This is a genomic window from Acinetobacter sp. 24-47-39 (assembly GCF_056783825.1).
Genome location: NZ_JBWYIP010000007.1, coordinates 73,034 through 98,671 on the forward strand (window position 1 = coordinate 73,034; position 25,638 = coordinate 98,671).

At 39.2% G+C, this 25,638-nt stretch carries 18 protein-coding genes and 1 pseudogene; 11 read left to right on the plus strand and 8 right to left on the minus strand.

Features of this window, described 5'->3' with window-relative positions; genetic code table 11:
* The first annotated feature begins 81 nt into the window (after positions 1-81).
* Together AC1M9C_RS07930 and dusA are read left to right on the plus strand one after the other, a co-directional pair.
* Positions 82-1,011, plus strand: a pseudogene (locus AC1M9C_RS07930) (IS5 family transposase).
* Between the two features lie 176 nt (positions 1,012-1,187).
* Positions 1,188-2,198 (plus strand): tRNA dihydrouridine(20/20a) synthase DusA, encoded by a 1,011-nt coding sequence (gene dusA / locus AC1M9C_RS07935; protein WP_481953485.1) that lies wholly within the window; start codon positions 1,188-1,190, stop codon positions 2,196-2,198.
* 56 nt (positions 2,199-2,254) lie between these two features.
* Here dusA and AC1M9C_RS07940 read toward each other — a convergent pair whose 3' ends face one another.
* The 7 genes from AC1M9C_RS07940 to AC1M9C_RS07970 form a co-directional block, all read right to left on the minus strand.
* Positions 2,255-3,028: a tRNA threonylcarbamoyladenosine dehydratase gene (locus AC1M9C_RS07940; protein ID WP_481593314.1), complete on the minus strand. Its 774-nt coding sequence runs from the start codon at positions 3,026-3,028 to the stop codon at positions 2,255-2,257.
* 67 nt (positions 3,029-3,095) lie between these two features.
* A complete protein-coding gene (locus tag AC1M9C_RS07945) occupies positions 3,096-3,929 on the minus strand; it encodes a TatD family hydrolase (RefSeq protein WP_481953520.1) in 834 nt (277 codons plus the stop codon).
* A gap of 7 nt (positions 3,930-3,936) precedes the next feature.
* A complete protein-coding gene (locus AC1M9C_RS07950; RefSeq protein ID WP_481953521.1) occupies positions 3,937-4,884 on the minus strand; it encodes an RsiV family protein in 948 nt (315 codons plus the stop codon).
* Positions 4,885-5,014: 130 nt separating this feature from the next.
* Positions 5,015-5,839: a hypothetical protein gene (locus AC1M9C_RS07955; RefSeq protein ID WP_481953486.1), complete on the minus strand. Its 825-nt coding sequence runs from the start codon at positions 5,837-5,839 to the stop codon at positions 5,015-5,017.
* An 83-nt stretch (positions 5,840-5,922) separates the two neighbouring features.
* The gene (locus tag AC1M9C_RS07960; protein WP_481953487.1) at positions 5,923-7,515 is read right to left on the minus strand and encodes a peptide chain release factor 3; all 1,593 of its coding nucleotides are present in this window, start codon (positions 7,513-7,515) and stop codon (positions 5,923-5,925) included.
* 120 nt (positions 7,516-7,635) lie between these two features.
* Positions 7,636-9,702 carry a putative bifunctional diguanylate cyclase/phosphodiesterase gene (locus tag AC1M9C_RS07965; RefSeq protein ID WP_481953488.1) on the minus strand — a complete coding sequence of 689 codons (2,067 nt, stop codon included), beginning with the start codon at positions 9,700-9,702 and terminating at the stop codon, positions 7,636-7,638.
* Positions 9,703-9,916: 214 nt separating this feature from the next.
* Positions 9,917-12,100 carry a carboxy terminal-processing peptidase gene (locus tag AC1M9C_RS07970; RefSeq protein ID WP_481953489.1) on the minus strand — a complete coding sequence of 728 codons (2,184 nt, stop codon included), beginning with the start codon at positions 12,098-12,100 and terminating at the stop codon, positions 9,917-9,919.
* A gap of 196 nt (positions 12,101-12,296) precedes the next feature.
* On the opposite strand from AC1M9C_RS07970, the gene nagZ reads away from it, so the two are divergent.
* On the plus strand, positions 12,297-13,316 hold the full coding sequence (gene nagZ / locus AC1M9C_RS07975; RefSeq protein WP_481953490.1) for a beta-N-acetylhexosaminidase: 1,020 nt from the start codon (positions 12,297-12,299) through the stop codon (positions 13,314-13,316).
* A 70-nt stretch (positions 13,317-13,386) separates the two neighbouring features.
* Positions 13,387-14,232, plus strand: coding sequence for a class I SAM-dependent methyltransferase (locus AC1M9C_RS07980; protein WP_481953491.1), 846 nt, complete (start codon positions 13,387-13,389; stop codon positions 14,230-14,232).
* A 63-nt stretch (positions 14,233-14,295) separates the two neighbouring features.
* Here AC1M9C_RS07980 and AC1M9C_RS07985 read toward each other — a convergent pair whose 3' ends face one another.
* The gene (locus tag AC1M9C_RS07985) at positions 14,296-15,618 is read right to left on the minus strand and encodes an alpha/beta fold hydrolase (protein ID WP_481953492.1); all 1,323 of its coding nucleotides are present in this window, start codon (positions 15,616-15,618) and stop codon (positions 14,296-14,298) included.
* 287 nt (positions 15,619-15,905) lie between these two features.
* On the opposite strand from AC1M9C_RS07985, the gene AC1M9C_RS07990 reads away from it, so the two are divergent.
* The 7 genes from AC1M9C_RS07990 to AC1M9C_RS08020 all read left to right on the plus strand — a co-directional run bounded on the left by AC1M9C_RS07990 (position 15,906) and on the right by AC1M9C_RS08020 (position 25,631).
* Positions 15,906-17,171: a glutamate-5-semialdehyde dehydrogenase gene (locus AC1M9C_RS07990; RefSeq protein ID WP_179998649.1), complete on the plus strand. Its 1,266-nt coding sequence runs from the start codon at positions 15,906-15,908 to the stop codon at positions 17,169-17,171.
* A 384-nt stretch (positions 17,172-17,555) separates the two neighbouring features.
* The gene (locus AC1M9C_RS07995; RefSeq protein WP_481953493.1) at positions 17,556-18,779 is read left to right on the plus strand and encodes an acetate/propionate family kinase; all 1,224 of its coding nucleotides are present in this window, start codon (positions 17,556-17,558) and stop codon (positions 18,777-18,779) included.
* Positions 18,780-18,843: 64 nt separating this feature from the next.
* The gene (gene pta, locus AC1M9C_RS08000; protein ID WP_481953494.1) at positions 18,844-20,985 is read left to right on the plus strand and encodes a phosphate acetyltransferase; all 2,142 of its coding nucleotides are present in this window, start codon (positions 18,844-18,846) and stop codon (positions 20,983-20,985) included.
* Between the two features lie 139 nt (positions 20,986-21,124).
* Positions 21,125-21,721 (plus strand): phosphatase PAP2 family protein, encoded by a 597-nt coding sequence (locus AC1M9C_RS08005; protein WP_481953495.1) that lies wholly within the window; start codon positions 21,125-21,127, stop codon positions 21,719-21,721.
* 132 nt (positions 21,722-21,853) lie between these two features.
* Complete coding sequence (locus AC1M9C_RS08010; RefSeq protein WP_481953496.1) at positions 21,854-23,233, plus strand: LLM class flavin-dependent oxidoreductase; 1,380 nt, start codon at positions 21,854-21,856, stop codon at positions 23,231-23,233.
* A 257-nt stretch (positions 23,234-23,490) separates the two neighbouring features.
* Positions 23,491-25,017 (plus strand): fumarate hydratase, encoded by a 1,527-nt coding sequence (locus AC1M9C_RS08015; RefSeq protein ID WP_481953497.1) that lies wholly within the window; start codon positions 23,491-23,493, stop codon positions 25,015-25,017.
* Between the two features lie 71 nt (positions 25,018-25,088).
* Entirely contained in the window at positions 25,089-25,631 is a 543-nt protein-coding gene (locus AC1M9C_RS08020) for a DUF2059 domain-containing protein (protein ID WP_481953498.1), read from the plus strand.
* Positions 25,632-25,638 lie beyond the last annotated feature (7 nt).

Here is a 25,638-nt window from a genome sequence, read left to right on the forward strand (position 1 = left end):
AATAAATAATGTGTTTTAGTTCCATTAGGCTTTGTTTCACAAAGCTATTCTTAAGGGCTTCTTCAGCCATATAATTTTCAAATGAAAAAGCCTACACATAATCTACCGCACAACCAATTGGCCCGCATATAACCGAGCACTCATTAATCGCGGAAATATTGCCATTTGGTTTGATCCTACTACGCAATGGTATGCTCTATCAAAAGGCAAACAAGGACGAAATCAAACCTACTCCGACGCAGCCATCCAATTCAGCTTAATGATTAAATCCTTATTTCATCTGTCTTTACGTATGGTCACTGGCTTTGTGCAAAGTCTGATTAAACTTTGCGGATTAAATTGGACAGCGCCAGATTACAGTACGCTTTGTAGAAGACAAAAGTATATTGATATTGCAATCAGCTACCAAAAAAGTAGCTATGGGCTGCATCTACTCATGGACTCTACAGGCTTGAAGTTTCTAGGTGAGGGCGAATGGAAACGCAAGAAACATGGACCTGAATATCGTCGCCAATGGCGTAAGCTACATATTGCTATAGATGCTGAAACTCTTCAAATACGAGCTATTCAGCTCACAACCAATAATATCAGTGATTCACAGGTACTTGGTGATTTACAGATCAGATTCCACAAGATGAGCAGATTGACTCTGTTTATACCGATAAAACTTATGACACCAAGCAATGCCGTCAGGCCATTGCAGATCGGCAAGCGCATGCGGTGATTCCACCTAGAAAAAATGCGAAACCATGGAAAGATACAAAGAGCAGCTCGCTAGAGCGAAATGAATTACTTCAAACAGTTAATCGTTTAGGTAGGACTCTATGGAAAAAATGGTCAGGCTATCATCGCCGAAGTTTGGTTGAGACTAAAATGCAATGCATCAAATTATTAGGAGATAAACTAAGTGCAAGGAGCTTTGATAGCCAAGTCAATGAGGTTCATGCACGTGTAGCGGTCCTCAACAGATTTACGGAATTAGGTCGACCACTTACCCAAGTTACGCCTTAAATTTGGCTCAATTAGGGGCGCTTTGCCTTTCAAATCTTTGTGCAACAAAGCCTTTAAAAATTAGAGATTCATTAACCTTTAGAAGCAGTATTCTTTAACACCTTCCTCAATGAACCATTTTTTAAATTATGGTAAGATGCCGAGCTTTTCACGATTTACTCAATCTAGGTTTCACCATGTCTTATATCCAATCCTTACAGCCTCGAATTTCCGTCGCACCCATGATGGATTGGACGACTCGTGATTACCGCTTTTTTGCACGTCTATTCAATCCAAATATCATCATGTACACCGAGATGGTGACCACAGGCGCAATTTTATTTGGCGATGCAGCCCGTCATTTAGATTACAGCAAAGAAGAACACCCTATTGTGTTACAGCTTGGTGGATCAAATCCTAAAGACCTCGCAACCTGTTCTAAAATGGCTCAAGATTGGGGCTATGATGAAATCAATTTAAATGTTGGTTGCCCTAGTGATCGTGTTCAAAACAATAAAATTGGTGCTTGCCTCATGGCTGAGCCTGAGCTGGTTGCTGAATGTATTGCTGAAATGCAAAATGCAGTTGATATTCCCGTCACGGTAAAACACCGAATCGGCATCGATGATATGCAATCGTATGAGGAGATGCTGCATTTTGTCGATACCGTTGCAAAAACGGGATGTCAAAATTTTATCGTGCATGCACGCATTGCTTTACTACAGGGTTTGTCACCAAAAGAGAATCGAGACATTCCGCCTTTACGTTATGAAGATGTCTATCGTTTAAAGCAAGATCGCCCAGAACTATTGATCGAAATCAATGGTGGGATCAAAACATTTGCTGAAACTCAACAACACTTACAACATGTGGATGGTGTCATGATTGGTCGCGAGGCTTATCACAATCCTTATCTACTGGCTGAACTAGGACAATTTTGGAATTTGTCAGCACCTGATCGTTTTGAGATCATGCAGGAAATGATGCCATATATTGCAAAACGTTTAGCTGATGGTGCGCCACTTTCAGTGATTACACGTCATATTTTAGGCTTATTTCAAAACCTTCCTGGTGCACGAAAATGGCGACAAGCCCTGAGTGGGGGTAACGCGAAAACATTAAAAGATATTGAAAATGCCTTAATCGGTATGCAACAAGCCATTCAAAGACATGCTGAACAAGAAAGCTTAAAAATCAATGCTGAATAAACAAATTTCATCATTAAAAAGGTCTCTTGATAGAGACCTTTTTTTGATAATCACTTTTAGGCTTGTTTTGCTTGAATCGAATCTAATCGTTTTAACACTTCAGCCACTGCTACCATTGCAAAACTTGATGTCACCACCACGGCTGAACCATAACCACCACATCTTAACCCAGCACTCGCACAAATATCAGCATTCGAAAAAGGATTATCCACCGAATAAATACAGGTGATACCGAACTTCTCTTTCGGCTTTTTACAGATACCTTTTGAGCGTAACTGACTTCTTAATTTTGCCAGCATCGGGTCGTATTCTGTTTTTGACAAATCTGCGACCCGAATTTTGAGTGGATCTAATTTACCACCAGCACCACCAGATACAATCAAAGGGACTTTATTGAAACGACAATGTAGCATCAATGCGAGTTTTGCTTTGACATCATCAATGCAATCCAACACAACATCTGGATTTGAACTCAAAATCTCCGTTACATTTTCAGGCGTTAGATAATCATCAATTAAATTGATTTTTATACGTGGATTAATTTGGCGACAACGCTCTGCCATCACTTCAATTTTTTCATGACCTAATGTTGATGTCATCGCAGGTAACTGACGATTAATATTTGACGCTGCAACAGAATCCATATCAACTAGTGTTAACTCGCCCAAACCTGTTCTAGCCAAAGCTTCGACAGCCCAAGAGCCAACACCGCCAATACCAATCACCATGACATGACTGTTTTCATAATGCTGAAAATTTTCTTCACCATAAATTTTGGCTACACCGGTAAAACGGCGTTCATATTCATCATCATGAACTAAGTCAGTCATATTGCTCTAACACTATTTGGAAAAGGCGTATTTTAGCAAAACTTCAGAGGAATAGAGAGTTTTGAACTCACGACAATTTCAGTTCATTTTTTAGGTTGAGTGCAGACACACTATTCTCCCAAACACGTTGCGCAATGTCTTCGATTCTCGTATTTAGACTATGTGCCAAACCATCTAAAACACAAATTAAATTCTGTGGGGTATTACGGGTACGGTGTTCAGTTGAAGCTTGACAACATAATGGCGTCATATCAGGACAGTCTGTTTCAATGACCAGATGTTCAATGCCAACATACTGAACTATTTGGTGTAATTTTTTAGCATTGGGATTGGTAATCTGTCCCGTGACCCCTAACTTAAATCCAAGTTGAATAAATGCCTTTGCTTCTTCTACCCCTCCACTAAATGCGTGGGCGATCCCCCCCTGAACAAATTGCTTTGCTTTTAACAGTCTTAATACTTCAGCATGAGATTTGCGAATATGTAACAGCACAGGAAGCTTAAATTGTTGAGCTAAATCGAGTTGTTGCGCAAAAAAATCCTGTTGCTTAGCGAAAACTTCCGACTGCTTATGTTGCTTGAGAAAAGTATCTAAACCAATTTCTCCAACGGCGATGCATTGTTGTACTTCAAGAATTTTTTTTAAATCGTCTAGATGATGAGGCTGATGTTGTTCTATATAAAAAGGATGTAGACCTGGAGCGAGATAACTCCTCGGTGCCTGATCTAAACCATTTAACCAATGGTGTGTTTCAATCAATGTATGAAAGCGTTGGTGTTGAAACCCGATCAGTACAAGGGCATCCACTCCCTTCTGTTTCGCCTGATACGCAAGTTGCTCACGATCGAAGTCAAAATCTTCTACATCAAAGTGCGTATGCGTATCAAACAAACGTGGCATGGACATGTTATTTTGCTTCACCTACAGCTTGAGGTACAGCAACTTGAACCGCAGGATGAATAGCTTCCAGCATTTCAGGTTTAATCACACCCTGTAGCTTTTCATAAGGAATCGTGAGTCTTGGCAAACCCACCACATAAGGACCAATTTCATATTCACCGTATTGAAGAATTAAACCCTTCTTACCCAAATAATAATTATCAGTGAGTTTAAATTTCCAAGCCTCTTCATACTCTTCAACGTTATCTGCTAACTGCGAATCTATGACCCATTTTTTAAATTCTTCATGGGCCAATTGATTTAATTTATTCTTTTGGTCTTTCACTAAAATTTGATCCAGTGACACTTGTTTCTGCTGTTTCAAATCAAAATTAAAGTAAGTTTGTGAAGAAGATCCATGAGCACCTCCTAAATAATTACTCGTATTCAATACGACGGTTGCAAGTGGTCCTTGTGAATTTAAAATTTTAGGACTAATACTCAAACTAATTTGATGTCCAACCCCCAAGTGCTTTAACTCTTTATCTAAACCCACAAAGTTATCAATATAGGGTTGAATCTGCTCTGCAAGTAACTGCGCTGCAGTTTTATATTCAACAACTTCACTTGCGGCTTGAGTATCTTTGTCTTTAGACAGCGTCTGCTCAGGTTCGAACAACTCTAGCGTTTCTTGTAAATTTTTGATAATCGCTTGATCAATTAAGCCATCTAACACAAATTGATTCGTTCTCAATCGATCAATTGAAATTTCTGGACAATTTTTACCATCACATTCTACCAACCGAACAGGCACTTTTTCAGTTTCACCCTGAAGCACGAGTACCTGAACTTCCGATGCTGCTTGAGTTTGAGTGTCAGGTGACTCTTTAGGCCCGTCCCCTTTTGGCTGACATGCGCTCAGCGTAATTGCGGCAGTAAGTACAGATACAGTCCAAACTATTTTATTTTTTAACATCTCACAACCTTGAGGAGAAACGGTCATTTATCATTGATTTAAGCCTAACCCGATGAAATTGATAGCTCAAGCTTCGTTTGTATGGGTTTAACTGCAATTGTATATGCTACATTACAATATTTGTAATATTTCAAAACATCTTTTGAACGATCTGCGGCACAACTACTTGCTTGGTTTGAGCATGATTCAAATAGATATCCAATTGCTCACCACCTTTGACAATTTCGTTCGCACGAATATGAACACCAATCCCTTCACCATCAAAGAACCATTCCTGATTTTGCCAGCTGAGATTCACTGGAGCGATACTTCTCACTTCACTAGTCTGGGCCTTTAACCATTTTTGATAGGACACCTGAAGCATTCTTTCAAAGTCATTAATTTGGTTCTTTTGAATCACATCCTGCAACTGTAAAACTTTTTTCTGCTTTCGATCCAATACCATAAAGTAACCACGATCTTTAACGATCACTTCAGCTTGTTTTGTATTTACGATGAATTGGATCAACACATATTGATTTCGTTGGGTGGCGACTTGCGTCAGTATATCCAGCTCATAAGGCTGATTCAGTGAAAACTCCTTCATCCATGATTCAGAGCGACTTATATAAGTTTCTATGGATTGATCCAAACTCAATTTTTCTTTTTCATTAATTTGATCTTGGATCACAAAAGCCAAATGGTTGTTAAGCTGTTGATTGACCCACTGATCCGCGGTTTTTAGACTTAAAATTTCAATTTTTTCGCAGACCGATTTTGTGCAATTTTCGCTCTTTATTTCAACTTGAAACGCGTCATCATTTAAGTATGGTAGCACATCAGCGTTTTTAACTTGGGCTGACTGCGCTGACTTTTGTGCCGTAGACTCTGGTTGTTTTTCACAAGATGCCACCCCAATGACTAAAGTAGCAAGAAGAATACGCAATCGTTTTTTTTGTAAGTTTAGAGTAATCACAAGAATCAACCAAAATTAAAGCATTGGTTATTCTGATACAAAAACAGCTTCACGAGGAAGCTGTTTTACATTTTCAAGCAAAATTAATGTTCACGTGTATTACGGAAAACAATATCAGGATAACGCTCTTGCATTAATTGTAAATTGACACGGCTAGGTGCTAAGTACGTTAAATGCCCACCACCATCAACTGAAAGTTGGTCATGTGCTTTTTTCTTAAATTCATTAAATTTTTTCTCATCTGGACATGAAACCCAACGAACAGTGTTAATGCTCACAGGCTCGTAAATACAATCTACTTTGTATTCTTCTTTTAAACGATAAGCAACAACTTCGAATTGAAGAACACCCACAGCACCTACAATAAGATCATTACTGTTTTGTGGCATAAATACCTGAGTTGCACCTTCCTCTGAAAGCTCTTTTAAACCTTTTTGAAGTTGCTTCGATTTCAAAGGATCTTTTAAACGAACACGACGGAACATTTCAGGAGCGAAGTGAGGAATACCTGTGAATTGCAAGTTTTCACCCGAAGTGAAAGTATCGCCGATTTGAATCGTACCATGGTTGTGTAAACCAATAATGTCGCCTGGCCATGCCTCTTCTAAATGCTGACGATCACCTGCCAAGAAGGTTAATGCATCTGAAATACGCACATCTTTCCCAATACGAACATGCTTCATTTTCAAGCCTTTTTCATATTTGCCTGAACAGATACGCATGAAAGCAATACGATCTCGGTGTTTAGGGTCCATATTGGCTTGAATTTTAAAGACAAAACCAGAGAAACCCTCTTCAGTCGCTTCAACTTTACGGTCTTGGGTAGGATGTGCTTTTGGTGGTGGTGCATATTCACTAAATGCATTTAAGACATGGTCTACACCAAAGTTACCCAACGCTGTACCAAACAATACTGGAGTTTGACGCCCTGCTAAGAATTCTTCACGATCAAGCGGTTCATTTGCCATTTGAACTAATTCTAGTGACTCTTCAAATGCAGCCCAAGCTAATTCACCGACTTTTTCACGAAGGTCAGCATGGTCATAACCGTCACGAATTTCGATATCTGTAATGGTTGAACCAAAACCTGCTTTATAGACATAGAATTTTTCTTCGATCAGGTTAAATACACCTGCGAAATCTTTACCTGTACCCATTGGCCAAGTAATCGGTACACATTTAATTTTCAGGACATTTTCGATTTCGTCGAGGAGCTCAAGCGGCTCACGGATTTCACGGTCCATTTTGTTGACGAATGAAATAATTGGTGTGTCACGCATACGACACACGTCCATTAACTTAATAGTACGATCTTCGACACCTTTAGCACCATCAATCACCATCAACGCTGAGTCTACGGCTGTAAGGGTACGATATGTATCTTCAGAGAAATCTTCATGCCCTGGTGTATCGAGCAGGTTGATCATTTTGTCTTTATAAGGGAACTGCATCACAGAGGTCGTGATCGAGATACCACGCTCTTTTTCCATTTCCATCCAATCTGATGTCGCAGCACGGTCAGATTTACGGCTTTTTACCATACCTGCAACTTGGATCGCTTGCCCCCACAACAATAACTTTTCCGTCATTGTGGTTTTACCCGCATCGGGGTGGGAAATAATGGCAAATGTACGTCGCTGAGCAACTTGCTCCGCTAACTCTTGCTTAAAGCTCATGAATAACACCTACTGCAGACATGCAGTTTAGAAGATCAAAAAAGATCAAAATAAAAATTGGCGATATTGTAGCAGATCAATACCGAATGTGAATGTGATGAATTAGAAACTGACCAGAAGTTAATAGTTCTTAAATGTGCTTTCCAAACGATCCACAGGTAATGGCATGCCCAATAAATAGCCTTGTAATTGCTGACAACCTAGACGTTTTAAGATATCGGCTTGTTTTTGAGTTTCAACGCCTTCAGCCGTCACCACCAAACCTAAACGTTTAGCCAATACAATAATACTTTCTAAGATAATTTCATCTTTAGTATTGGGTGAAAGATTTCGAATAAATTCACGGTCAATTTTAAGTTCATCTACCGGGAGATTCTTTAAATATAAGAAGCTTGAATGACCTGTTCCAAAATCATCAATCGCAAGCCCAATCCCCAGGTTTCGCAGGCTCTCAAAAGTACGAATACTGACATCGATATGATGCATTGCTGTCGATTCAGTAATCTCAATAATTAAATGGGCTGGATCGATCTGGTATTGCGTGATTAAACATCTTAATGTATCTACCAGCGCTTTATGTTCAAATTGAACAGCTGATAAATTTACAGCGATCGGGCAGAAAGGCAATTTCTTTTTTTGCCAAGCTTGAATCTGTATACACGCTTGTTCAAGGGCCCAGTAGCCCATTTTAATAATAAGACCTGTTTGCTCCGCACCCTCAATAAACATATTTGGTGCTAGAAGTCCTAGACTTGGATGCTTCCAACGAATTAAAGCTTCAACGCCACAAATTTTAAAATCTGCTGTGAATTTCGGCTGATAAAATAAAATGAATTGTTGTTCTTCAACAGCACGATACAAATCATTAATAAGTTTTGATTGGCTACGTGCGATTTCTTGTTGATCTAATGAATAGTTAAACACACTATAAGTATTGCGACCTTGCTCTTTGGACATCAGCATTGCAGCATCAGCATTCACCAACAAATCATGTAAATCAGCACCATGATCTGGATAATAGACCACACCTAAACTTGCTGAGATATTGATTTCCTTCCCCGAAATCACAAAGCCTTCTTGGATTTTACTCAATACTAGATTGGCAACTTGATCAATTTGGTCTGTAGAAAAATCTTCAACAACCAATAAAAACTCATCACCACCAATACGAATTAATTTTTGGTTTTTTTCGAGTAATTCATGAAGTCGATGCGCTAAATTCACTAAAAGCTGATCACCAATATGATGTCCAAAAGCATCATTTACTGCCTTGAAACGATCTAAATCAATATAAATGAATGCAACTTTATGATCTTTAGATTGGTGAAGTGAAAATAATGAAGTGGTGTAATCAAGCAAAAAAAGTCGATTTGGAAGTTTGGTCAAATTATCTTGAAGGGCAAGGCTTTCCAATTCCTTATTCATTTTGATTAGTTGTTGATTTCGCTCTTCAAGTCGTAATTCTAAAATAGCGACAAAAAAACTGACCACTAAAACCAAGCAGGTGACAAATATAATGACAAAAAGTAATAAACCTTGACCTTCATGGAGTTGATTCAATGCTGCATATTTGGCATCTACGGGTTGGAAAGTCGCAGCCGCCATACCAATATAATGCATTCCCACAATACTAAAAGCGATCATGAATGCCACAGCAAGCTTGAAAGCCAATTTATTGTGATAGGTACGCTTATATTTAAACATCAGCCAGAATGACAATCCTGAACCACATACAGCAATCAGCACAGAAAAAATCACTAAAATGGTGTCATAACGAATAATGTAGTTGGGAACGATCAATCCCGCCATTCCAGTATAGTGCATACCTGAAATACCGAAACCCATCAGAAGTGCACCCAAAACCAGTCTAGCTAAAGGAAGTGTAGATCTAGTCGTGAGCCATATGGCAAAAATTGAAGCGAGAGCTGCGATCACATAAGAGAATAGCGTTAAACCTATATCGAAACTATGATCTTCGGGTAAATGACAAGCCAGCATTCCAACAAAATGCATGACCCAAATCGCAAGACCAAATATCATGCCACTTACACCGAGCAGCACTTTTTGACCAACTGGGTTTTTGTGGGTACTAATGAGTTGTTCAAATGAAATAGCAATAAAGCAGACGATCACTGCCGCCACAGCAGAACCCGCCACCATTGCATAATCGTAACTCATATGAATCATATAGAGACTTATCCGTACCTGAACCTGTTTTTATTTTATTTAAACCCCAAAAGTACAGCAAATAAATGTAAGAAGGTTCAACTTTTTAATGAGCATTTGTCGCCTACAACAATATCACCATCTCATTGAACGTCAAGTTGTTTTTCGGCGATATCCATAAAAAATGGCGTATCAAAATACGCCATTTTTAAGTAAAACTTAACAATAAATATTTTTATTTTTGCAAGGCAATGTAATCGAGCAAGATATGAGCTGATTCAGTGACAAATGCTTCTTCTTCAGGTAAAGGTGGGCGTTGATTAGTTTTCATCTTAGCACGCGATTCAGCCAAAGCTTCCATCGATGCCTGATAACTTTCCCAATTTGGATAAGCAGTTTTACCCATTGCTATACGGCGTTTGTTTTCTCCTGCCAACGTTTCTTTTTCCAAAGCGATGAGTTCAGCTTTACGTTGATCGATATCCAACACGATTTGTTTATTCTCTTTAGCTTTCTGCGAAATCGCTTTACGCGCTTCTAAATACTTAAATTGAATATCATTCGCAACACGCTGTTTTGAATGAGCAGCTAATTTTGGTACAAAGGCTTGCACTTCTCCCTCACGTTTGAAAGGAGCTGTAGGGATGGTATCCCACTCTAAAGCATTCTTAGCTTTACGCTCCCCAAACTCTTCATCGTAGATATCAACCAATTGAATATCAGGCACAACCCCTTTATTTTGTGTGCTTCCACCAGTAACACGGTAAAACTTTCGTTGCGTCAATGTCGCTTGACCATACGCTAAGCTGTCCAATTGAACTTGAGCTGTACCCTTACCTGTCGTAGTACTTCCAATCACAATCCCACGACCATAATCCTGCACAGCAGCTGAATAGATTTCACTTGCTGATGCAGAAGCCAGATTCACCATGACAGCCAATGGACCTGCGTAGGTTTGAGCGCCTCCATCACGATCTTCGAAGACACTGACGTTACCATTCCCATCCCGAATTTGAACCACTGGACCAGATTTAATCACTTGCCCAATCATTTTTGCCACTTCTTCGAGTGAACCGCCAGGGTTATTACGAAGATCGACGATAATGCCATCGACATTTTGCGCAGCTAAACTTTTCAATGCATTATTGGTATCTTCAGATACTGAACGATAGCTTTCACCAGCACGACGGGCACGGTAGTTGTAATAGAACGATGGAATTTCGACTACCCCAACTTTATGTTTCTTGCCATCTCGTACAATTTCTACTGTTCTTGAACGTACACCTGCATCCTCTTCTTGAATCACATCACGTACGATAGTTACGGTACGTGCCTGACTCATAGATGCTCCAGGTCCGAGCAATTTAATGGTGACTTTAGTCCCACGCTTACCTCGGATCAATCCAACGATTTCAGAACTGGTCCATCCAATGACGTCGACCATTTTGTCACCGTCTTGCGCGACACCAATAATACGATCACCAGACTTAACCTGTCCTGTCTTAAACGCAGGACCACCATCTACGATCGTCTCGATACGCGTATAGTCTTCATTCCCGCGTTCTGGGCGGATCGACACACCAATCCCCTCAAGCTGCAATGTGGTCTGACGATTTAACTCAATTGCATCGATTGGTGGGAAATAATTACTGTGCGGGTCATAAGTCGCTAACATAGCATTGAGCGTTTTTTCTAAAACGTCATCGCTTTTTGTACGCTTCATACGTTCTAATTGACGCATATAGCGCTTGGTCAAAGTCTGAACTGGCGTTAAATCTTCAGCTGAAGTGAGATCTTGCCCTGCTGCTAAAGAAGGATCATCTTTCAGCGCTTTTTGCTTAGCCAAATCTTCTTCTTTAGCAATCGTTAAATTGATTAACTGAGACACCAGCATTTTGCGCCATTGATTTTCTTGCTCAGCTTTATTTTTGAAAAATGGAGCCTTTTCACGATCAGACTCGATAAACACATTAGGTTGATTTAAGTTTTGCGGTTTTTTTAACTCCGCCAACATAAACTCATAGAATGACTTTAAACGATCACGGTATTGAGCGTGAATGGCATAAGGTCCTTCAAGGTTACCTGATTTAAGCGCCGCTCCAAAAGTTGGTCCGTATTTTTTCTTATAGTTTGCCACTTCATCTGCCAAGAAAAGACTATGGTCAGGATCAAGACTATCAATATACATATCAAAAATACGTTGTGAGGTCGTAGCATCTAAACGCATATTTAAATAGTGCTGACGATCCACCAAAGTTGCTAATTGTCTTGAAACTAAAGCTTGTTCTTGTGTGGGCTTTATATTCTGAACCTGTTGAACCACTGGTTCATTCGCTGCGATCGCAACATTAATTGTATGACCAAAAAATAAACCACCAGTGGCAATGGCTACCGCGCAAGCGATTGTTTGAAGTTTCATAACGAATTTGTCTTTCCTTGGATAAACCAAATTTACACTATTGTTTTCAGATAGAAATATTAATATTCAAAACCTTAAACAACTTTTTTATTTCTGCCGTATAGTTTTATCATAATCTGTACGGAGAAAATGTAGCAAATCATTGCAATATTCGGGTATTGTTTTCTCTTTTAAAATTAGAATCACGGATTCCACTATGATTGGCGCATTGATGCTTGATATTGAGGGCAAAACACTTAATCAAGAAGATATTCAACTCCTACAATCTCCACAAGTTGGTGGAGTCATTTTGTTTGGAAGAAATATTGAATCACCTCAACAAGTTCGCGCCTTAACGGATCATATGCGCCAAGTTCGCCCCGATATTTTAATTGCAGTCGATCAAGAAGGCGGACGCGTACAACGTTTAAAACAAGGCTTCACTCTCCTTCCTGCCATGGGACGTTTCGGTGAGCTCTATTTAAGTCAGCCAGATCGAGCAATTGAATTGGCTGAACAATGCGGTTGGCTCATGGCTACCGAAGTTCTTGCAGTCGGGATCGATTTCAGCTTTGCACCTGTATTAGACCTTAACGACATCAGCGATGTTATTGGTGACCGTGCTTTTGCTAAAAATATCTCAGATATCATCCCTTTAGCCCAAGCCTTTATGCAAGGTATGAAACGCGCTGGTATGGCAACCACGGGGAAACACTTCCCTGGCCATGGCTCGGTTAAAGCAGATTCACATATTGCGGCAGCTGTGGATACACGACGTTATGCTGAAATTGAAGCTCAAGATATGCAAAGCTTTATTCAACTCCAACCTCAACTTGACGCACTCATGCCAGCACATGTGATTTATGAAAAAGTAGATCCAAATCCTGCTGGTTTTTCTCAGTATTGGGTTCAAAAAGTACTACGTGAAACACTTCAGTTTGACGGTGTCTTGTTTTCTGATGACTTAAGTATGCAAGCAGCTTGTGTTGCAGGTGGTGCAGATGCTCGTATCAAAGCCGCACTTGAAGCTGGCTGTGATATGGGCTTAGTCTGCAATAATCGGGAATCTGCATGTGTCGCGCTCAGTGCCATAGAGAATTATCCATTGCCGAACCAAGAACGCTTAGAGCGTATGCGCGGTAAGATTCAAGAGATTCGCATTGGTGAACAACTTGACTTAGGCAACGAATGGAAATCTGTCAAAAAGGTCATTGAAGATTTTAGACAATCATTTTAATAATAAAGGGAGCATTCTAATGCTCCCTTTATCTTGACCAATCCAATAATAATCATAGCTAAGGATGTGTATGTCTCAATCAAAACAATCAAAGCACCGTCATATTTCGTTTACTGCTCACTACACTGGCTATATTTGGTACCAAATGGGTATCTCTCACGAAGCATTTGCGACTTCGAAAGGCAAAGCGTTGGCGCAATTCGCTCACCCTTTTGAAAGTATGGCTGAGAGGTTTGTCGGTGGAAGTATGCGTTCAACCCTGAAGACACGACATACATTATTAGACGACCATTTAAAATTATTAATCAAACAATATCCAAACCTGCAAATTTTAGAAATTGCAGCGGGACTTTCACCTCGTGGTTGGTGGTTTAGATCTCATTATCCCGAAATAGATTATCGCGAATTAGATTTACCAGACATGGCTGCCACAAAACAATCCGCTTTGAATAAAATCGATCCCGAAAGCCCTAAAGTTTTATCAGCAGACTTATTCACGGATGATTTCAAAACAGCTTTTGACGAATTCGACCCAACACGACCGCTAGTGATTATCAGTGAAGGATTAATCAATTATTTTAATCAAGATTTACTCAAACAATTGCTGAATTCAATTGTACGTTTTGGTCAACCATTCCAAACGCTTCATTATTTAACTGACCTTTATCCCGAACCTGTCCAACATAAACTGGCTAACTTAATCTGGTCGAGCAGCAAATTACTCAAATACGCTTCAAGAAGTGCATTTACCTTCCACTTTAAAAACCCTTTAGAGGTACAGCACTTTTTTAAACTGTCAGGTTTTACTGAAGTTGAAGTCATTCAACCTCAACTGTATTTTGAAAAAAAGAATCAAAATATGGATACAGATCAGCATCTTGGTGATCTAGTATGGATGATTCATGCAATAAAATAATGATTCGTTTATCTAAATATTAAGAAGAGTCTATTTTCTGATTCAATTGAATTCAATGACAGCCTAATCCACGCTGTCATTGTGTTTATGGGTATCTATAAATTGAAGTAAGCGATCAGCTACTTCAAAATAACCATGCTTGAATAATGCTCTTACTTCATTTCCAATAAAATCGAACATTAAACATTCGACAGCAAAATGTCCTTGCTCATCCTCAAATTCAATTGCAAAACTTCGAGCATCTTCCTGTAAGACTTCAACTTGAGATGGGTCATCCAAAAAGAATGATACACCAAAGTAATTCAGGTCTTTAATTTCAACTTCAAAACGTTCTGCATTTGTTTGATGAATTAAAACAGAATGTGCATTTTTAAGGGCAAATCGAACTTCCCCTCTACGATCCAAAGATTGCATTTGGTCTTTATCTAAATAAATGATCCCATCTAGATTTTGAATCGATTCGCCTTTTAAGAAACTGGTAAAAAGATTCATGGTTTCTTTACGACGTTGCAGTTGAGGCACATGATCCGCATTTGCAATCATTGCAAACTCAACATCTGGACATTGCAAGGCAAAATTCGCATTCTCAAATGGCAAAGTAAAACTATCGAATTGACCACATGCGACCAATGTTTTACACATCGGAATTGGAACATGGGAAAGACGCAATAAACGATTACAGTTAATTTCATATCGCTCACGCTCAGCGATATCAAACTCAGACATCTGCTTATAAAAAAGTCGTTTAGCTGTTGGAGACATACGCGTTTGATCTAATTTTGCATGATTCACCAAGTACAAAATGACAGCCTGACCAAACTCATCCATACGTTGCTCTTGCATCAATATTAATGACTCTTCAAGCAACATACGCCAGCTTTTACGCGTCTTCTGCATGACGCCCATCAGAATCAATCGATCTACCAGTTCTGGGCGATAATGAGCAAAACAGGAAGCAACCACAGAGCCTAATGACATCCCCATGACAGAGACTTTCTTAATCTCCACCAAATCCAACCATTGACCTAACATTTTTGAAAGCTCTGGTAGCTCTAGAGTACCAGCAGAAATTCCAGTATCACGATTGTGGATTTGTTGATTTGAACCTAAAGATGGTAAGTCGATTAAAATAACAGGTCCTTTCTCAAAGAGCTGTTCAACGCAATATTTATATGAATTAAAATTTTGAAATGCGCCTCCGACAATCAGCGTTGGCGTCTGGTGCAGTGTTTCTGGCGATGCGATCGCCATATATTCAATTTTCCATCCATCGATCCACGTGGTTCGTGGCGGCTCTTTAAAACTATTTTTATGGTACAGATCAAAAAAATGAGTGCTGTCTTCAACTGAATAATCTTCAAGCTCCATTTTTATCATGGAATTCATTCCCTTATCTCCATTTGGCTTTATTGTTTTGTTTTCACAGCCGTTAATTTGATCATACTCTCAATTCGTTATGATTATGCAACATAATTAACATTCATTTCATTTTATACAGATGCATGAAATCTGCGCAATGCAAGAATTCACCTTTTATCTTTTTTAACTGCCGTTAGGTTCTAAAAATAGTTACAAGTTTTATCAACTTAGCTTTTTTCGCTGATAAACATAGATTGTTGTCATCTGCGCTGCTACTATTTGAATGAGATTTTAAAATGATCAGTTAAACTGCTATGCAAGACTCCATCGAACAGTACATGCAAGTCGTCGGTCAGAATGCGCGTGAAGCTTCACGCTTTTTGGCTGGATCTTCGACTTTTGAACGAAATAATGCTTTGACGGCAATCCATACCGCTTTGGAAGACCATCAAGCTCAAATTCTAGCTGCGAATAAACTAGACATGACTCGTGGTCATGAAAACAATTTAGACAGCGCATTACTCGATCGTTTGGAACTTACACCCACACGCTTCAGTGGAATGTTACAAGGTCTTAAAGATGTCATCAGTTTAATTGATCCCATTGGTGAAATTACCGACCTAGCTTATCGCCCGTCTGGTATTCAGCTTGGAAAAATGCGAGTGCCTTTAGGTGTCGTAGGTATGATTTATGAATCACGTCCTAACGTCACTCTAGAAGCAGCCTCTTTAGCGATTAAGTCTGGCAATGCCATCATTCTTCGCGGTGGTTCAGAAGCATTAGAGTCAAACAAAGCCATTGCTACCGCAATTCAAAAAGGTTTAGAGCAAGCTGGTGTACCAGTCAACGCAGTCCAAGTTGTCAATACAGCAGATCGTGCTGCAGTTGGGCAATTAATTACACTCTCTGAGTATGTTGACGTTATTGTTCCACGTGGTGGCAAAGGCTTAATTGAACGTATTACACGTGAAGCAACTATTCCTGTAATCAAACATCTTGATGGTAACTGTCATGTCTTCGTTGAGGCTCAAGCAGATCTACAAAAAGCATTGCCAATTGCGTTAAATGCAAAAACTCATCGCTATGGCGTATGTAATGCTATGGAAACGCTGCTGGTTGATGAAAAAGTTGCTGATGACTTTCTGCCTCGCATTGCTGAACTTTATGCTGAAAAACAAGTTGAGTTGCGTGGTTGCTTGAAAGTCAAAGCAATTTTAGGTGAACAGATTAAAACTGCGACCGAAGAAGACTGGTATGAGGAATATCTAGGACCTATTTTAGCGGTTAAAGTGGTCAGTGGCGTTGATGAAGCAATTTTGCATATCAATAAATACGGATCGCATCACACTGATTCGATTATTACTGAAAACTTTAGCACGGCCCGAAAATTCCTTACTCGCGTCGATTCAAGTTCGGTCATGGTCAATGCCTCTACCCGTTTTGCTGATGGTTTTGAATATGGTTTAGGTGCTGAAATCGGTATTTCAACAGATAAAATTCATGCCAGAGGTCCAGTCGGATTAGAAGGACTCACCTCACAAAAATGGATTGTTTTAGGCGATGGCCAAATCCGTCAATAAACCTAACTTAAAAAAACAAAGCCCTTTGAGTAAAGGGCTTTGTTTTTGAGTGATTCAACTCTTCATAACGAAATAAAAAACGTATAAATTAAATCAATTACAAACCAGAAGTGGTATATAAAAAATACAATACATGCTATGTTTTACGCATACAATTTAATTAAAACATAACCATCATTTATTTAATAAATGAATAAAGAAAGACTATAAATTTTAATTATTATTGCCTTAGTGGTCGATAGTGCTTAAGTCTAATCACCTAAAGTCTATCTAGGACAATAAAAAAACGCATGATACAAATGCTTCACGATCAAGAAATAACATTTTTTGTTCATTTGGAAGAAAACAAACGAAATATTAAAATTGCCAGTAAAGGAACACACCATGCCTCATTCAGTTCTTATCATCAATTGCGGTTCTTCTTCGATCAAGTTTGCATTATTACTTAAAGATCAAGATTTCCGAATTCATGGTCTTGCTGAAAACTTAGGTACGCCAGAAGCGCGCATCAAAGGCGTGACTGTAGGCAACGAACCAGTTGATATTCGTATTCCAAATGCAGACCATAAAGAAGCACTTGAAGTTGGATTATCTCGCTTAGCGAATCACAAGCCTGATGCCATTGGTCATCGTATTGTACATGGTGGTTCTTTAACTCAAGCAGAGTTAATCACCGATGAAATTATTGAAAAAATCCGTGAAGCAACACCTTTAGCTCCATTACATAATCCTGCACATCTCGTTGGGATCGAAGCGACTAAACGTTTGTTCCCAGACTTACCGCAAGTTGCAGTGTTTGATACAGCGTTCCATCAAACAATGCCAGCGCATGCCTATCGTTATGCGGTACCAAAATTTTTATACACTGAACATAATGTTCGCCGCTATGGATTCCACGGCACAAGCCATGCCTATGTATCAGATCGTGGTTCTGAGCTTGCTGGTAGTTTCCGTGAAGGTGGTTGGCTCACCGCTCATTTAGGCAATGGTAGTTCTACTTGTGCAATTTGGAATGGTAAAAGTGTTGATACCTCTATGGGATTAACGCCACTCGAAGGTTTAGTGATGGGTACCCGTAGTGGTGATGTAGATCCAAGTTTACATAATTTTTTAGCCAAAAACCTAGGATGGGACATTTACAAAATTGACAGAATGCTCAATAGCCAATCTGGTTTATTAGGACTTTCAAACCTGTCAAACGATATGCGAACACTTATCGAAGCTTCAGAAGAAGGCAATGAAGATGCTGCACTTGCTATTGAAGTATTCTGCTATCGTCTTGCTAAATCATTAGCAGCACTCAGCTGTGGTTTACCTCGTCTTGATGGCTTATTCTTCACAGGTGGTATTGGTGAAAACTCAGCATTTATCCGTGAAAAAACATTATCTTATTTGCCACATTTTGGTTTTAACTTTAGCAAAGAAAAAAATAACCAATTAGCTCGCGGTACTGAAGGTCGTATTGATAATGGTACTGGTCCGCAAATTTGGGTCATTCCTACAGATGAAGAAGGACGTATTGCACAAGAAACAGAACATGTGGTGAATCAAATCGGAGATGTGAATTCATCTGAAAAAAAGTCTGAACTTGAAACCGCGACTGCTTAAGTAGTCGCTCGCTCAGACATATTTACATATTTCTTTTTTATTTTTAGATATAGATTTTGATGATATGAAAACAATTGTACTTGTTCCAACTGGTGAAGGTGTAGGTCTGACATCAGCGTGTTTAGGCTTAATTTATGCACTTGAGTGTCAAGGTGTAAAAGCTGGTTTTATTAAGCCATTTTCACAAGAAGTACATGCTGAAAATTTCGATCGCACCACAGCGTTATTCCGCCATGTTTCTCAGCACGAAACAGTTGAACCAATCTCATATCAAAATGTAGTTCAGCAATTAAATGCTGGTGAAAGTGATGAGTTATTAGAAGAAGCTGTTCGTCTACATCGTCAAATTGCTAAAAAACATGATCTTATTATTGTGGAAGGGTTAGTTCCAAATAGTCGTGATAGTTTTGCATCTGAACTGAATGCTCAACTTGCTCAAGCACTAGATGCGAAAGTCATCATTGTGAGCAATGCTGATATCAAACAACCAGCCTATACAGCAGAAAAAGTAGAAACCCAATTACGTAATTTTGGTGGAGCAAACAGCAACCGAACAGCTGGTGTGCTGTTCATGCGAACCAAAGGTCTGTCCGAGGAGTCTGCACAGATTCCAGTGACCATTGATCCAAGTCTGCGTCTGACACAAGAGACCCAACAATTTGTTGGGGAAATTCAAAAAACACATCCACTGATTGGTTCCGAACAACTTCCTGTTATTGCATTAGTACCATTTAGTAATACTTTAAGTGTGCCGCGAATGTCTGATATCGCGCAACATATTCAAGCAGAATGGATTAACTTAGGTGAGGCTGCACAACGACGTGTTCTGCATAGTAGCCTGATCGCTTCAAATATCGAGCGCGAACTGCACAAATTCACGGCAGGCGAACTAATTATTAGCGCATCAGATCGTATTGATGTCTTACTTGCAAGTAGTTTGGCAAGCAGCAATGGTATTCCTCTTGCAGGTTTAGTACTGACTGAACATTATGCACCTAATCAACAAGTACTAGCTTTCTGCCAAGCTGCGATAAAACAGGGCTTACCTATTTTACACACACCATTGAGTACATTTGAAACAGCGACTCAATTGGCTAATTTAAGCAACGAAATTCCTGTAGATGATACTGCTCGCGCTGAACAAGTCACTCGATTTGTATCTAGCCATATTGATACGGATTGGGTAACGCAGTTGCTGAATGGCTCATACCAACCACGTCTTTCTCCATCTGCATTCCGTCATGAGTTGGTACAAAAATCAATTGCAGCGAAGAAAAGAATTGTTCTTCCTGAAGGTGATGAACCTCGTACGATTCAAGCAGCCGCGATCTGCCAATCACGTGGTATTGCTCACTGTATCTTACTGGCAAAACCAGAAGCAGTTTTAGATGTAGCCAAAGCTCGAGGGATTGAATTACCTGATGATTTAGAAATTATTGATCCAGATCTCATCCGGGACAACTATGTTGCACCAATGGTTGAGTTGCGTAAAGGCAAGTTAAATGAACTGCAAGCGAAAGAACAGTTACAAGATACAGTTGTTCTTGGAACCATGATGCTAGCACTAGATCAAGTGGATGGATTAGTTTCAGGTGCAGTTCATACCACAGCCAATACAGTTCGCCCTGCATTTCAGTTGATTAAAACGGCACCTGATTACTCTTTAGTTTCGTCTGTTTTCTTTATGTTATTACCAGATGAAGTGTATGTTTATGGTGACTGTGCAATCAATCCAGATCCTAATGCAGAGCAACTTGCTGAAATCGCGATTCAATCTGCCGACTCAGCCAAAGCGTTTGGTATTGATCCACGTATTGCCATGATTTCATATTCAACTGGTACATCTGGTACAGGTGCTGATGTTGAAAAAGTTGCTGAAGCAACACGCATCGCAAAACAACGTCGTCCAGATTTATTGATTGATGGCCCCCTTCAATATGATGCTGCATCTGTCGAAAGTGTGGGACGTTCTAAGGCTCCTGACTCTCAAGTGGCTGGACGCGCCAATGTCTTTATTTTCCCAGATCTTAATACAGGTAATACCACCTATAAAGCTGTTCAGCGCTCTGCAAACGTTGTAAGTGTTGGACCAATGTTGCAAGGTTTAAATAAGCCGGTCAACGACTTATCTCGAGGAGCTTTGGTCGATGACATTGTTTTCACTATTGCACTCACCGCTATTCAAGCAGATCAACAATCTGCTTAATTAAATTAGATGCCTTTTTATGATGATTAAAAAGGCATCTTCAAAACGTTTCTATGGTACACATAAAATGACAAATTAACCGTACGTTTCAAGTAATATTTTTGATAAAGATAGTTCATCTCATTCTTAATCTTCATTCATGACCCTACAACAATTTAATTATTTTCTATTCGATGTACTCAACGTTTCTCCTGACTCATCAACAGGATTAATTCGATTTGCATTTTTTATTGCACATGATCTGTTTTATTTTGTGATCTGTTTTTTCTTTATCGGATGGTTCTTAGTCAGTAAAAATACGAAAGAAACTCTGCTTAGAATATTCTTTGTGACTATTTTAGCATTCGCTACAAGTCAGCTAATTTCTCACTTTATTTATAGCCCTCGCCCCTTTGCCATCCCCATAGGAATGACGCTACTTGAACACAAAGCAAATGGATCATTTCCTAGCGATCATATGTTATTTTTCAGCTCTGTAGCTTTTGGTTTTTTATTTTCTCGATGTTTTAAACTTGCCGCAATCTTTTTTGTATTTGCATTAAGTGTCGCATGGTCGCGTATTTATCTTGGCGTTCACTTCCCTCTTGATATGATCGGTGCATTTTATCTTGCTTTTATCATCACCTTTTTTGGGATTTATATTTGGAAAAAATTTGGATCTCAAATATTTTTATTTATCTATGATATTTATCAACGTATTTTTAAGCATTGGATTAATATTGGTTTAATTCGTTGAGATTAATTTTTATACATAAACTATTCATTAAATCATAAATATTTTTATTATAAAAAGATTTCTAAATTAATTATTTTTTTTAAAAAAACAATCACATTAAGGTAGATGTATTCATAATGAGAGCATCAATCCATGTCGAAAAAACTTCATCTTGCTGGTTTCACCATGGCTTCACATGTCACGCATAGTCATTCTGCGTGGCGACATCCTGAAAGTCGAATTGATTTTACACGAGCCTCCTACTATCACGAAATTGCCAAGACATTAGAAAGGGGGAAATTTGATTTTGTCTTTTTTGCAGACATGCTTGCTTTTCCAGAACGATTTGGGAATTCAATTGAAGCATCGATTCAAAAAGGCGTTCAATTTACAGCAAGCCTCGACCCTCTTCACGTTGCAACAAGTATTGCCGCTGTTACAAAATATCTAGGGGTTGCTGTCACTAAATCAGTCACACATTTTAGTCCATTTGACATCGCTCGTGCGTTCGCAACGATTGATCATTTATCAAATGGTAGAATAGGCTGGAATATTGTTACTTCATTAAATGAAGCTGAGAGCAAAAATTTTGGACACTTAGATATTTTAGACCGATCCTTACGTTACGACCGTGCTGAGGAATTTGTTGACCTCGCTTTGAAACTTTGGAACAGTTGGGAAGCAGATGCAATACTTGCAGACAAAGAATCTGGTACATTTGCAGACCCTAACAAGATCAATATTACAGGGCATAAAACTAGCAACTTCAATGTGCAAGGTCCGCTTTCTGTTCCTAGATCTCCACAACGTCGCCCAGTATTTTTCCAAGCTGGGGCATCAGATCGTGGTCGTGATTTTGCTGCAAAATGGGGAGAAGCGATCTTTGAAATTGATCCAACCAGTGAAGGTCGTAAAGCATTTTATCAAGATCTGAAACGTCGAGCGATCTCCCATGGTCGTAATCCTGATCAAATTAAAATTTTTCCTGCATTCATTCCATTTATCGGCGAAACTAAAGAAGCAGCACTAGCACAGCAAAAATTTCACAATGAAAAGGCTGACCCAATTTCTGGTTTAATTACTTTGTCAGCTCATACTGATCATGATTTTTCTCAATATCATTTAGATGAAGGTATCTCCAACATTGAGGTACCAGGTTCGCAAGGCTTGTTCAATCTCGCTAAACGGCTTTCTGATAAAGATAATCTAACCATTCGTGATATAGGTCAACTTTACGCTCAAGGTGTTTTACTTCCTCAACTGATTGGAACTGCGGAACAAATAGCGGATCAGATTGAAGAAATTTTCCATAGTGAAGAAGCCGATGGCTTCTTGATTTCACCATCTTACACACCAGGTACTTTTATAGATTTTGTTGATCATGTTGTACCTATTTTACAACAGCGTGGTTTACATAAAACGGAGTACGAAGGTGAAACATTAAGAGAAAACCTAGGATTGAAAGATGCACCATATAGACCAACGGCAAAAAATAATTCAGATTTTCATCAACATAAGCAAGATGTAGCTTGACTTCGAAATCTTAAAAAATTGAAGAATTTTAAAAATAAAATTTATTTCCAAACAGGATTAATTTATTCATTAATCCTGCTTTTATATGAGTTAATAAAGTTAGAACTAACTCTAACCTCTTTTAAATTATTTAGAAAAATAACCCTCAGTGTTCCCAATTAAACTTTCGCCCAATTCCTCAGCAAAAAAGCCACAATTGAATCATTTTGTCTTATAATTTAGCCCGCTAGCTATCAGCCCGCTCAAGAGATATTTGTATGACAACTATTATCAAGCAAGACGACTTGATCACATCCGTTAAAGATGCGCTTCAGTTCATTTCTTACTATCATCCACAAGACTTCATCCAAGCAATGAGTCGTGCGTATGACCGTGAAGAAAACAAAGCAGCCAAAGATGCGATCGCACAAATCTTAATCAACTCACGTATGTGTGCCGAAGGTCACCGTCCGATCTGTCAAGATACTGGTATCGTCAACGTATTCGTTGAAGTGGGCATGGACGTTAAATTTGATTTAACAATGAGCTTAGACGACGCGATTAACGAAGGGGTTCGCCAAGGTTACTTAGAAAACTCTAACGTACTTCGTGCATCTGTACTTGCTGATCCTGCTTTTGGCCGTAAGAATACGAAAGACAACACCCCTGCTGTGATCTACCATAAACTTGTTCCAGGTAACAAAGTAGATATCACTGTTGCAGCAAAAGGCGGTGGTTCAGAAAATAAATCTAAACTTGCAATGTTAAACCCATCTGATTCAATCGTGGACTGGGTACTGAAAACTGTACCAACCATGGGTGCAGGCTGGTGTCCTCCTGGTATGCTTGGTATTGGTATCGGTGGTACTGCTGAAAAAGCCATGATGCTTGCAAAAGAAGCATTGATGGAAGAGATCAACATGGACGAATTACTTCGTCGTGGTCCACAAAATAAACTTGAAGAACTTCGTATCGAAATCTTCGAGAAAGTAAATGCTTTAGGTATCGGTGCACAAGGTCTTGGCGGCTTAACGACTGTTCTAGACATCAAAATTAAAGACTACCCTTGTCACGCTGCGGGCAAACCAGTGGGTATGATTCCGAACTGTGCTGCGACTCGTCACGCACACTTCACACTAGACGGTACAGGTGTTGCGAATATTATTGCACCTAAACTTGAAGACTATCCTGAAGTCACTTGGGACTCATCTTCTTCTAAACGTATTGACTTAGATAGCATCACACAAGAAGAAATGAACTCTTGGAAACCAGGTGATACGCTTCTTCTTAACGGTACAATCTATACAGGTCGTGACGCTGCGCACAAACGTATGGTTGATATGTTAAACAACGGTGAAGAGCTTCCTGTAGACCTTAAAGGTAAGTTCATTTACTACGTTGGTCCTGTTGATCCAGTGGGTGACGAAGTTGTAGGTCCTGCAGGTCCAACAACTGCAACACGTATGGATAAGTTCACACGTCAAGTTTTAGAAGCAACTGGTCTTTTCGGTATGATTGGTAAAGCGGACCGCGGTCCTGCTGCGATTGAAGCAATCAAAGACAATAAAGCAACTTACCTCATGGCTGTAGGCGGTGCTGCGTATCTGGTATCTAAAGCAATTCGTGAAGCGGAAGTTGTCGCTTTTGAAGATTTAGGTATGGAAGCAATCTATAAGTTCGTGGTTAAAGATATGCCTGTATCTGTTGCAGTAGACGTTAACGGCACATCAGTTCACGCAACTGCACCAAAAATTTGGCAGGCTAAAATTGGTAAAATTCCAGTTGTAGATGCAGCTGCACAATAAATAATGTTCGACTTGTCTCAAGTTCAAAAAGCACTCTATCATTAGGGTGCTTTTTTATACCGAGAATACTCATGAAAATTTTAAGAACATTATTTTTGAGCGGATGCATGATCTGCTCACCTGCGGTTATGGCAGCTCAAGCGACTGATCAACAAATCGAAAAACTCATACAAGTATTGAATTTAGATCAGCTCTTACAAAGTACGCTTAAACAAATCCGACCTCAAATTGATCAACAGGCCTATAGCATTGTTCAAAATATTGTTAAGGCCGGAAAATTAACACCACAACAACAAGTTATTGCCAATGAGCTGGCTGATAAAATTCACCAAGAAAATATTAAGCAAACTTCTTGGGAAAAACTTAAACCGATCTATCTCAAAATTTATAAAGATGTCTATGATGCCCAAGAAGTTCAAGCCCAGATCGACTTTTACTCCTCTCCAACAGGTCAATCCATTTTAAATAAAGGTCCACTTGTTGCTCAAGAATCCATGAAAATCCTGAATCAACAACTTGCAGGCTCTTTACAATCTACAGAAAAGAATTTTGCTGAAGTTCAAAAGAAATTAGAACAACTACAAAAACAAAGTATTCATACTGACTCGAAATAAGCTAAAA